This is a genomic window from Vreelandella titanicae (genome assembly GCF_014697095.1).
GTDB classification, from domain to species: domain Bacteria; phylum Pseudomonadota; class Gammaproteobacteria; order Pseudomonadales; family Halomonadaceae; genus Vreelandella; species Vreelandella titanicae.
In genome coordinates, this window is the sequence record NZ_CP059082.1 from 5,025,075 (window position 1) to 5,036,160 (window position 11,086).

The following is an 11,086-nucleotide window of genomic DNA, read 5'->3' on the forward strand; positions in this document are numbered from 1 at the left end:
GTTGAAAGCCATAGGGAACGTTATGAAACTAGAGGTTAATCGGCACGCCACGACGCCCATCGCCCAGCAGCTCGAAGTGGGTATTCGCGCTTGGATTGCAGCGCACGGTGCAGGTGGTGGCCGTCGTTTACCCTCTATTCGTCGCTTAGCCGCCACCCACCACATCAGCCGTAATGCGGTGATTGAAGCCTACGAACGGCTTGTCGCTTCTGGCTTAGTGCGCTCACGACCCGGTTCAGGTTTTTATGTGGCGGATAGCGCGGCAGCACTGGTATCACAACCCGCAGCTACGAGCGGATTGGAAGAGGTCACCAACGGGCTATGGGGGCTTTTCAGTGCAAACGAGCACACGCTCAAACTAGGTTGCGGCTGGCTGCCCAGCAATTGGCGCGAAGGCGATGACCTCACTCACGCCATTCGCCAAGTGGCACGTAAAAGCCGTTCGGGAATTTTCGAGTACAGTACCCCTCAAGGGCCGCAGGATTTACGCGGCTTAATCCAGGAACGCCTGCGCCCACTGGCGATTACTGCGGACGCCCAACAGATCGTGATGACCGGTGGCGGTAGCCATTCGCTGGATCTACTGGTGCGGATGCTGCTTGAGCCTGGCGATGTGGTCTTCGTGGAATCACCGGGCTATTACAATCTGTTCGGCCTGCTGCACTTACAGCGAATCCGCGTAATTGGCGTGCCGCGATTAGCCGATGGGCCTGATATCGAGCGCTTGGAGGTGTTGTTGGCCAAGCACCGCCCAAAGCTGTTCTACATTAACAGCGTTTTTCACAACCCCACGGGCAGCACGCTAACCCCGGCGGTGGCGCACCGAGTGTTACAGCTCGCCGAGCAACACGATTTTCAGATTATTGAAGACGATATCTACGCGGATTTTCAGCACACCCCCACCACCCGCTTGGCAGCGCTAGACGGTTTGAGCCGGGTGTTCTACCTGGGCAGCTTTTCGAAAAGCCTCTCCTCTTCACTGCGAGTAGGCTTTGTCGCCGCCCCCGTGGCTTGGGTGCAGCGCCTTGTGGATATCAAGATGTTGACCAGCATCTCCGCCTCGCGGTTTGCCGAGCAAGTGGTCACGACCCTGCTGCAAAACGGCAGCTACCGGAAGCTTACCGAACGGCTGCGCATCAAGCTCGCCAATCAAATGGCAATGGCACTAACGATGCTGAAAAATGCCGGCTGGGAGGTGTATACCCAACCGGCTGGCGGGATGTTTGTGTGGGCAAAACCACCGGTAGCCATCGCCCCTGAAACCCTGAGTGAACTGGCTAACCGGTGGGAAATCACGCTATCGCCGGGGCATCTGTTTTTCGCCGATCACCAGCCAACGCCCTGGCTCCGGCTTAATGTAGCCTATATACAAGATCCCAGAGCCAAAGGGTTTATTGAGGCGGCAAGTTAGGATTAAAGCGGCCCTTCTGATATCGCTGAAGGGGGCTGGTAACCCCCCCGTTAATTACAGCTCGCGTTTGCCGTCAACTAACCGCGACACCTTCAGCGGGTTGCCCTCTTTCAGCGCATCGGGCAGTAAGCCTTCTGGCAGGGACTGGTAACAAACCGGACGTAAGAAGCGGTGAATGGCCGCCGAACCGACGGAGGTCGAGCGCGAATCAGAGGTGGCCGGGAACGGGCCACCGTGCACCATGGCATGGCACACCTCGACACCCGTGGGCCAACCATTGGCGAGAATACGCCCTGCCTTGCGCTCAAGCATAGGCAGCAGCGCTTTAGCGGCATCCAAATCGGCGTCGTCCATATGCAGTGTGGCGGTGAGCTGGCCTTCCAGCTGTTCAGCAACACGTTTTACTTCCGACGCGTCTTCGCACTCAACAATCAACGAGCTGGCACCGAACACTTCCGCTTGCAGCGCTTCAGATGCGAGGAAATCGCTCGCTGAGGCAGCAAACAGGCCTGTCTGGCACTGGTAGTCGCTGCCGGTTTGGCCACGGGCGATTTCGCGCACTTTGGCTGCGCCGCTCAGACTGGTCACGCCCTCTTGATAGGCGCGGTGGATACCCGGCGTCAGCATTGTCTGCGCGCCGCTGGCTTCCACGGCGCCTCGCGCTGCCTCAATAAAGGCATCCAACTCAGGACCTTTTTCCGCAATGACCAAGCCAGGATTGGTGCAGAACTGGCCCGCGCCCATATTGAGTGAGCCAACAAAGGCTTCGCCCAGCGCTTTACCGCGCGCTTTAAGTGCCGCCGGTAGCAAGAAAACAGGGTTAATGCTGCTCATCTCAGCGTAGACCGGGATCGGCTGAGGGCGTGCTTGCGCCGTTTTCATCAACGCCATACCGCCACTGCGCGAGCCGGTGAAACCAACCGCTTGAATACGCGGATCATCTACCAGCGCCTGGCCAATTTCGTTACCGGCACCAAACAGCAGTGAGAAAACACCTTCCGGTAAATTGCAGGCTTTTACGGCTTTTTGAATCGCTTGCCCTACCAGCTCAGAAGTACCTGGATGCGCTGAGTGGCCTTTAACCACGACAGGACAACCAGCCGCTAGGGCCGAAGCGGTATCACCCCCCGCAACCGAAAATGCTAGCGGAAAATTGCTGGCACCGAAGACAGCGACAGGCCCCAGGGCGATATGACGCTGACGGAGATCGGCACGCGGCAGCGGTTGGCGATCCGGCATGGCCGGGTCGATGCGTACATCAAGCCATTCACCGGCACGCACTACTGAAGCGAACAGTCGCAGTTGCCCGCAGGTTCTGCCTCGCTCGCCTTCAATGCGTGCCTGGGGCAGGCCCGTTTCAGCCATGGCGCGCTCAATCAGCTCACTACCGATCGCTTCTATTTCACTGGCGATGGTTTCTAAAAACGTAGCGCGTTCTTCTAGAGACGTTTCGCGGTAGATGGCATAGGCCGTTTCAGCTAGCTCGCAGGCTTGTTCAACATGGGCTCGACTGCCGCCAGTATAGATAGGCTCTAGTTTTTCACCGGTGGCTGGGTTAACAGCTTGAATATTGGCTTGAGTGCCGGTCACTGATTGTTGACCGATCAGCATTTCGCCTCGAATCGTCATATGTTGCTCCTTATATGGGTCAGTGGTATCACTGGTCGCGATACTGGGCGTATGTATTGCGCGCCCGATTAAGGTGCTGGTACATGGTTTCGCGGGCTGCTTGAGCATCACGAGAAAGAATAGCTTCGAGAATGTAGGCGTGCTCTTCCTGAACTCGCTCTAAATAGCGCTCTGAGGATATCGGATTAATATCAATACTCAGCAGCTTGGCGCGGGGAATCACGCTCTGACTCCACTGCTTGTAGAAAGATTGAAAGAAAGGATTTTTGGTCGCCGTGGCAATCGCAAAGTGAAACAAATAATCCTCTTCTCGAGCTTGGGTTTTTGCAGCATACGCATTGCTAAAAGCAAGGTGCTGCGCTTCGAGCCGTTGACGATCTTCATCATCATGGCGTAAGGCAGCCAGTTCAGCTGCCGCTGGCTCTAAGGTTAGCCGCAGTTCCAGCAGGTGCAAGATATCTTCCACGGTAGTCGGGTTTATCCGCTCTGCAGGCCGCGCCTCTACCGTAGAAGAGCGCAGCACCGAGGTGCCTACACCACGCCGGGTCTCAACAAGCCCCAGGGATTTAAGGTGTGTGATGGCCTCACGTATGACTGTGCGGCTAACGCCAAAGGAGTCACAAAGACTGTTCTCAGTGGGCAGTTTTTCTCCCACGCCTACTTTCCCCTGGGTGATCAACGCTTCCAACTGGTCGGCCACGTGCACGGACAAGCTTCCCTGCTGTGTCACTTTACTTATTTGAAGCGGTTTTAGGGCAGATGCCGCTGCGCTGGTTTTGACCATGGAAGCTATCCTTCATTAATATCCAAGTTGTATTATATCGTACAACCTAGGTCTTGAAAGTGCCAATAAACGGCTTCTGAATGACCCCAGACAACCTGTTTTCTATTTTTAATGCCATCACGAGTAATAACAAATATTTTTTCATACCAGATATAACACATCATACAAGAAAAAAGGTAGGTCTGGTTATTGTGCCAAGCAAGCATAACTAACGAAATCTAAACCAAAGTTAAAGTAGCACTTTGATAAAAATCAAGCTCATCAACATTACGGTCTCACATACCTTATCCCCCCTTGCTTATGGCGCAATCGGTGCATGCTTTTTGTTGCAGTCTTGTATGATGTAATACAACATGTGATTCATAGAGGGATCCAAAGGCGATAAGACTTAACGCAACCCTCATACCGGCGAGATCACACAAGGTTCTTTACTTGCATAGCGCCACCTTGGGTGGATAACCCGCAGCCCTTAATAGAGTAATCATCAAGGAGTATCACCATGCTGTATGACCACCGTACCTATACCTGCACACCTGGCACGTTGAAGAAACAGATGGCGCTCTACGAAAAGCATGGCTGGGCTATCCAAAAACGTCACCTTGGCGAACCTCTGCTATATGGACCGGTAGAAACAGGCAATGTGAATTCCTATGTGCATATCTGGGTGTTTAAAGATGCCGCTGACCGTAGCCAGCGGCGCGCTGCCATGCAGAGTGACCCAGAGTGGGCCGCCTATCTCAAGATAAGTGCCGAGGCGGGTTATCTAATTAGCCAGGAAAACAAGATTGTTGTCCCCGCCCCCTTCTTTAAAGACTGATTTCTTGATTAGCGGGTCTCTTCATGAAGTGGTTCCTTTATGAACGAGCTTTAGCTGAACGCAGTGCTGTGACGGTAGTGCGTGTTGAAATACGTTCCGGGTCAGTCACAAGCTCGATCACGGCAGGGCGACCCGAGGCCATGGCCCGCTCCAGAGCGGGCTTGAAAGCGGCCGTATCGATAACACGTTCGAAATGCGCGCCAAGCCCTGCTGCCAATTGGCCGAAATCGGGATTCACCAGGTCGGTTCCCGAGACGCGGTTGGGATGTTCACGCTCCTGGTGCATACGAATCGTACCGTAAGTACCGTTATTGAACAGCAGTACGATGGGCCGCCCGCCATGCTGTACGGCGGTGGCAATCTCAATACCGCTCATCATAAAACCACCATCGCCGACAAACGCCAGCACACACTTTTCGGGTTCACGTAAAGAGGCCGCCACGGCGGCAGGAACCGAGTACCCCATCGCACCGCAGGTGGAGCCAATAATCCGACCAGGACGCTGGTAAGCCAGAAAGCGCTGCGCCCATCCGGTGTGGTTTCCGGCGTCTAGAGTGACGATACACTCCTTCGGCAGGCTGTCGCGCAACGCATGCATTGCCGCACCCATATCGAGTGGGTAGTCGTGCGGTGGGGGCAGCGTATCGGCTAGATACTCATCACGAAGCGTTTTGCACCACTCACTCCAGCGGCTGCGTTGCCCCCAGTCGTGAGTGGCCAACGCTGCGGCCAGCTTATCAGGGGCCGAAACAACGCCCAGCGCCGGACTAAACACCCGGCCTATCTCATCCGGGTCGATGTGTACGTGTATCAGTGTCTGGCTAGGGGTAGGAGAAGCTAGCGTAGTATAGGTTCTGGTAGTCATCTCGCCGAGTCGGGCACCGACGACCAACACTAGGTCAGCCTCGGCAAGACGTTTAATCAATGAAGGCACCACAGCGGTACCGAAATCGCCCACATAGCAGTTCGAGGCATTGTCCAAGATGTCCTGACGTCGAAACGAGCAGGCCACTGGAATGCCGTTAGTTTCAGCGAAAGTGCGTATCTGCTCACAGGACTCATCCGTCCACCCCGACCCGCCTACCAACATTAACGGACGTTCGGCATGGGACACCAGGGCAGCAATTTTCTCGATTTCATCTACAGCAACGCCCGGCCGTGATGGCAAATAGGGTGGCGCATCTTCCACTTCGACGATATCGGTCAGCATGTCCTCAGGTAGCGCCAGCACCACCGGGCCAGGCCGGCCTGATGTCGCCACCCGGAAGGCGCGCGCCATGTATTCGGGAATTCGGCGAGCATCCTCAATCTGTGCCACCCACTTAGCCATACCGCCGAACATCACCCGATAGTCAATTTCCTGAAACGCTTCCCGATCCATCGAGCCACGGTCGACCTGGCCGATCAGCAGGATCATTGGCGTCGAATCCTGCTGGGCAATATGAACGCCAATAGCGGCATGGCAAGCGCCAGGCCCGCGTGTCACCAGGCAAATTCCAGGGCGCCCCGTCAGCTTGCCATAAGCCTCGGCCATATTCGCCGCTCCGGCCTCGTGCCGCGCATTGTAGAGGGTGAAGTGTTCACGCTGATCATAAAGCGCATCAAGCACTTCCAGGTAGCTCTCTCCGGGCACACAGTAGCCACTATCAGCCCCGTGGATCAGGAGTTGGTCAACCAGTACTTTTCCCCCGGTACGCGGTAGTGGGCGAGTTTTTGTTGTCATGTTGGCATCCTAATGGCAGAGAAGAGCGCCCCCAGCCGTTCGTGATGATCAATACAGGAGGCGCATAGCGAGTAACAGAAACCAATCTTGTTGTGTACAAATGTTTATTAAGATCACGGAATGGCATCAAGCTTCGGCTTCTTGCGCAGAATCAGATAGGCGAAAACGACGGTTAATGCCAGGAAAGCAAGGCTGTCTAAACTCGTCAGAAAGACTATCGGGTTACCGTCATTGAACGATAAGGAGCGTCGCAAATACTGCTCCAGATCCGGCCCCAAGATGAAGCCTAGCAACATGGCCACAACCGAGTAGTTATGTTTGCGCAGGAAGAAAGCCAACACACCAAACAATAGGGCTAAAAACATCTGAAAAATTGAGTAGGTCGCCACATAACTTCCGACGAGCGCTACCACGGCGATGGCGCTGTAGAGCAGACCACGGGAGATTGAGACGATACGAATAAAGTACGGCCCGAACAGGAACAGCGTCAGCGGGATGAGGATCAAGGCGCTCACAAACAAAGAGGCAAACATGGGCGCTATTAGATCAGCCTGCTGTTCAATGAGACGTGGCCCTGGCTGTAAACCATTGATAACCAAAACGCCAAGTACAATAGCTGTGGTAGGGTCGCCCGGAATCCCGAACATTAACATTGGCACAAAAGCACCGCCACACATGGAGTTGTTCGCCGATTCAGCCGCGGCAATACCTTCTCGACTGCCGTTGCCATACTCCTCAGGCTTCTTCGAACCGCGTTTGGCATCAGCATAAGCCACAAAAGCGGCCATAGAGCCACCCGCGCCGGGTAAAATGCCAATCGCATAACCAATAAAGGCGCTCTTAATATAGGTAAAGAAGCCCACTTCGCGGATTTCAGACCAGGGGGGAATAAAATCGCGCCGACGTATTTTTAAGCCCTTCGCCCTATTCAGGGAGCCTTCCAGAGAGAGGTTCCAGTTCTGCGCTTGTACCAGTAGTTCACTGACCGCAAACGCACCGATGACCACCGGCATCAAACCGATACCTTCCACCAGCAGTTCAGTGCCGAACTCAAAGCGCGGAATTGGCTGGAGCACATCTATTCCCACGGTAGCCAGCATGATGCCCAGCGTCGTAGCGACAATGCCCTTGGCGATAGCGCCCTTATCGACAATGATGATCACCACCAACGCAAAAAGCACCAGTGAGAACTTCCCTGGGGTGCGGATCAGCAGCGCCAGCTCACCGGCAATGGGCATGAACGCCATGAGCAGTAACGCGCCGATTGACCCACCGATCATCGAGCCCAGCGCCGCGTGCCCCAGCGCATTGGCGCCCTGCCCTTTTAACATCAAGGCGTTGCCTTCCACGGCGGTCATCATCGAGGACGGCGCACCGGGAATATTGATGGTTGTAGCCGTGATACTGCCGGAGTACATCCCCGCCATAAAGATTGAGGCACACATGACCAGCGCAGGTACTACGTCGATCGTATAGGTAATAGGTAACAACAGCGCAATGGCTAGCACTGATGTGAGGCCTGGCATGGCACCGAAAAAGGTACCAATCAAGAAACCGGCAATCATGAAGCCAAGCACTTCCCAACTCAGCAATGCTTCAAAACCGCCCAGGAAACTAACAAAGGTCTCCATTAGAATCCTCCTAACAGGGGAGGCAGCCGTACCCCGAAAATACCGGCAAATAGTCCGTAAAAGAGCGCTGTAACGGCGATCACATAAAATATAAAGAAGGCGGGCCGATGTTTTTCGAAGTCAAAGATAAGAAAGAGGGCTACCACGAAACCCAGCGTAGCGGGCACGTAACCCAAGGGACGAAACAAGGCGATGTAGATGCCTGTCGCCACCACAATCAGCAATGGCCTTAGCAGAGAGCCACCAGCAGCCGCCTCTGCTTCTTTGCGCCACTCTCCTACGATTACGACTATCAGCGCTGCATACATGATGAACGCCATCAGGATAGGCATAAAGCGTGGCCCCACGATGGTGTCACCACCAAACTGAGAGCGTATGCTCAAGGCTTCCGCTAGGTAGATCGTAGTCAATATCAGCAAGAAGACTGGAAACAGTAGTGCCGACCTTCTAAAGCGTTCGACGTTGTTCATTGACTCAAAATCCTCTGCTTGAGTTAGCCGTGGCACCGGTAACCGGCGCCACGCTCTTTGAGTAGCGAGTTACTTGGACATCACGCCTGCTTCTACCAGCGCATCCATTTCGCTGAACAGTGACTCGGCCGTTTCATCAGCCCAGACAGTCACCTCATCGGTACCCAGCCAGTTCGGCGTAACACCAACGTTGGCAACCCACTCTTGAAACTCATCACTGTCGTAAGCCGTTTTGTAAGCGCTTTCCAGTACGTTAATGGCTTCTTCCGGGGTGTCTGCTGGTGCGGCGAACACAATAAAGCTGCCAATCTGGAGGTCGATCCCCTCGTCAGCGGTGGTAGGCACATCGGGATACGTCGGGTTTTGCGTATCGGAGAACTCAACGAGACCGCGTACGGTGCCATCTTCCAGGAGATTGGAAAAATCGCCCAGGCTGGTAAGTGCAACATCGACCTCATCGGACAGAATGGCCTCTTTCTGAGGAGCAGCTCCTCCAGGATAAGAGACGATTCGGAACTCCGTACCGGTCAGCTCTTGAAGCTGTAGAATCGCTAGATGGATACGCCCGCCAAGATTCTGAATGGCTACGCGAATCTCACCAGGATTTGCCTTAGCCGCTTCAATAAGGTCATGAATCGTTTGATAGTCGGAATCGGCGTCAACAACGATAGCGTCGGGCTCGCTTGTTACTCGTGCAATCAGCTTCAACTTATCAATATCGTAACTGGGCAGCATGGCTTGCCAAGGCACGGTCACCAGGCTGTCGTAGGTTAACGCGCCAATGGTATAGCCGTCGGGCCGGGCGCTCATAAGCTGGCCAATACCAGTGGCACTCACGCCACCCTCGATGTTTTCTGCATACATGGAAACATCAAGATTTTCTTCAGCGATGGTGGTCAGTTTTCGAACGATTCCATCGGTACCCCCTCCGGCCCCCCAAGGCACAATCACGCGAATATCGCGCTCGGGGTAGTCAGCAAGCGCCACGCCAGTTAGTGAGGATAAAGCGACGGCAGCGGACAGTGTTAGCAGGGCTTTGTTGTTTTTGTACATTGTGTACTCCTTGGTTTAAAACCTATCAGCAAACTATTTCTTATGATCAAGTCATACATCATACAACATGAAACTTAGTGTGTTCTTGTTAGCGCTACAATAGAGAGATGTAAAAACTAGACCAAAGTCGAGCGCTTACCTAACTGACCACATCTCTCTATCGGTAATACGTCTGGCTAAATCCATCATCGAGAAAGTACTTTAACGAACGAGTGCGGGACGCTTAGGATCAAACTCCCACCCAGGAATCAAAAACTGCATCGCCATAGCATCATTTCGCTGTGTGGTATCCAACGATTTATAAAGACTATGCGCCTCCATAAGCTTCTCTTCATCAAGCTCAACCCCCAGCCCTGGGGTGGTGGGCACTTTGAGTTTGCCATCGCGAATGAGCAATGGGTCTTTAGTGATTCGCTGTCCATCTTGCCAGATCCAATGGGTATCAATCGCGGTAATCTCACCCGGGCAAGCCGCTGCAACGTGGGTCATCATGGCGAGCGAAATATCGAAGTGGTTATTACTGTGAGAGCCCCAGGTCATGCCCCACTCGTTGCAAAGCTCACCCACTTTTACCGCACCTTGCATGGTCCAGAAATGACAGTCTGCCAAAGGTATATCCACCGAATTGAGCTGAACGGCGTACTGCAGCTGTTTAAAATCGGTCGCAATCATATTGGTAGCGGTGGGTAGGCCGGTTCGCTTCTTAAACTCTGCCATAGTCTCGCGCCCTGAATAGCTCTCTTCCTGGCCACAGGGGTCTTCAGCATAGCTGAGCAGATGCTTGATAGGCTCCAACACGCGCACCGCTTCATCCAGTTTCCAGGCACCGTTGGGATCAAGCGTCAATCGAGCATCGGGAAATGCTTCATGGAGCGCCCGTATGCAATCAGCCTCCTCTTCCCCACGTAATACACCGCCCTTTAGCTTGAAGTCTTTAAACCCATAGCGCTCATAAGCGGCTTTGGCCAACTGAGCCACGGCCTCGGGTGTTAGCGCTTCTTGGTAGCGTATTTCATCCCAGCTATCTTGTGGGTTATACGCGTTAGGGTATGGCAGGTCTGTCTTGCCCGGGTCACCCAGTAAAAACAGGTAGCCCAATGCCTCGACTTCATCACGCTGACGGCCGTACTGCCCCAGCAGGTCGGCGACGGGTAGCTGTAGTGCTTGCCCATAGAGGTCTAACAGCGCCGACTCAATTCCGGTGATCACGTGTACCGCTACGCGCAAATCAAACGTCTGTCGGCCTCGCTCCTCGCGTCCGTTCTGGGCTAATCGCAGGCGAACCTGATTGAGGGTCTGCTTGATGTTATTGATCGGCGAGCCTTCCACCAGCTCACGGCACTGCTCCAGCCCCTTAAGAATGCCGCCACTGGAAGGGATCTCACCCACGCCTTGATTACCTGCATTATCCTCAAGGATGACCACACAGCGGATAAACCAGGGGGCATGACCACCACTGAGATTTAATAAGAAACCATCGTAACCAGCGACAGGTACCACTTTCATTGATTTAATTTTTGGAAACATATCTCGTAAACCTCTACTTATTATTGACCCAAGTTGAAACT

Annotated in this window: 9 protein-coding genes; 2 read left to right on the forward strand and 7 right to left on the reverse strand. The window is 54.0% G+C overall.

Annotation, left to right across the window (positions count from 1 at the left end):
* The first annotated feature begins 22 nt into the window (after positions 1–22).
* Complete coding sequence (locus HZS52_RS23205) at positions 23–1,411, forward strand: aminotransferase-like domain-containing protein (protein ID WP_190373803.1); 1,389 nt, start codon at positions 23–25, stop codon at positions 1,409–1,411.
* 54 nt (positions 1,412–1,465) lie between these two features.
* Here HZS52_RS23205 and HZS52_RS23210 read toward each other — a convergent pair whose 3' ends face one another.
* Positions 1,466–3,040 (reverse strand): aldehyde dehydrogenase (NADP(+)), encoded by a 1,575-nt coding sequence (locus tag HZS52_RS23210; RefSeq protein ID WP_190373804.1) that lies wholly within the window; start codon positions 3,038–3,040, stop codon positions 1,466–1,468.
* A gap of 28 nt (positions 3,041–3,068) precedes the next feature.
* Entirely contained in the window at positions 3,069–3,824 is a 756-nt protein-coding gene (locus HZS52_RS23215) for a FadR/GntR family transcriptional regulator (RefSeq protein WP_022521772.1), read from the reverse strand.
* Between the two features lie 499 nt (positions 3,825–4,323).
* On the opposite strand from HZS52_RS23215, the gene HZS52_RS23220 reads away from it, so the two are divergent.
* The gene (locus HZS52_RS23220) at positions 4,324–4,641 is read left to right on the forward strand and encodes an NIPSNAP family protein (RefSeq protein WP_161463292.1); all 318 of its coding nucleotides are present in this window, start codon (positions 4,324–4,326) and stop codon (positions 4,639–4,641) included.
* A 37-nt stretch (positions 4,642–4,678) separates the two neighbouring features.
* Here the strand turns inward: HZS52_RS23220 and HZS52_RS23225 are convergent, their stop codons facing one another.
* From HZS52_RS23225 to HZS52_RS23245, 5 genes are all read right to left on the reverse strand, one after another.
* Positions 4,679–6,364: a thiamine pyrophosphate-binding protein gene (locus HZS52_RS23225; RefSeq protein WP_190373805.1), complete on the reverse strand. Its 1,686-nt coding sequence runs from the start codon at positions 6,362–6,364 to the stop codon at positions 4,679–4,681.
* Between the two features lie 113 nt (positions 6,365–6,477).
* Positions 6,478–7,995, reverse strand: a complete 1,518-nt coding sequence (locus tag HZS52_RS23230; RefSeq protein WP_190373806.1) for a tripartite tricarboxylate transporter permease — start codon at positions 7,993–7,995, stop codon at positions 6,478–6,480.
* Complete coding sequence (locus HZS52_RS23235) at positions 7,995–8,465, reverse strand: tripartite tricarboxylate transporter TctB family protein (RefSeq protein WP_190373807.1); 471 nt, start codon at positions 8,463–8,465, stop codon at positions 7,995–7,997. The genes HZS52_RS23230 and HZS52_RS23235 overlap by 1 nt, the downstream gene beginning before the upstream one ends.
* Before the next feature lie 69 nt (positions 8,466–8,534).
* Positions 8,535–9,518, reverse strand: a complete 984-nt coding sequence (locus HZS52_RS23240) for a Bug family tripartite tricarboxylate transporter substrate binding protein (RefSeq protein WP_009287148.1) — start codon at positions 9,516–9,518, stop codon at positions 8,535–8,537.
* Between the two features lie 201 nt (positions 9,519–9,719).
* Complete coding sequence (locus tag HZS52_RS23245) at positions 9,720–11,045, reverse strand: enolase C-terminal domain-like protein (protein ID WP_190373808.1); 1,326 nt, start codon at positions 11,043–11,045, stop codon at positions 9,720–9,722.
* Positions 11,046–11,086 lie beyond the last annotated feature (41 nt).

Coding starts and splice junctions, on each gene's coding strand:
- HZS52_RS23205 (WP_190373803.1), top strand. CDS start 23: ATGAAACTAGAGGTTAATCGGCACGCCACGACGCCCATCGCCCAGCAG.
- HZS52_RS23210 (WP_190373804.1), bottom strand. CDS start 3,040: ATGACGATTCGAGGCGAAATGCTGATCGGTCAACAATCAGTGACCGGC.
- HZS52_RS23215 (WP_022521772.1), bottom strand. CDS start 3,824: ATGGTCAAAACCAGCGCAGCGGCATCTGCCCTAAAACCGCTTCAAATA.
- HZS52_RS23220 (WP_161463292.1), top strand. CDS start 4,324: ATGCTGTATGACCACCGTACCTATACCTGCACACCTGGCACGTTGAAG.
- HZS52_RS23225 (WP_190373805.1), bottom strand. CDS start 6,364: ATGACAACAAAAACTCGCCCACTACCGCGTACCGGGGGAAAAGTACTG.
- HZS52_RS23230 (WP_190373806.1), bottom strand. CDS start 7,995: ATGGAGACCTTTGTTAGTTTCCTGGGCGGTTTTGAAGCATTGCTGAGT.
- HZS52_RS23235 (WP_190373807.1), bottom strand. CDS start 8,465: ATGAACAACGTCGAACGCTTTAGAAGGTCGGCACTACTGTTTCCAGTC.
- HZS52_RS23240 (WP_009287148.1), bottom strand. CDS start 9,518: ATGTACAAAAACAACAAAGCCCTGCTAACACTGTCCGCTGCCGTCGCT.
- HZS52_RS23245 (WP_190373808.1), bottom strand. CDS start 11,045: ATGTTTCCAAAAATTAAATCAATGAAAGTGGTACCTGTCGCTGGTTAC.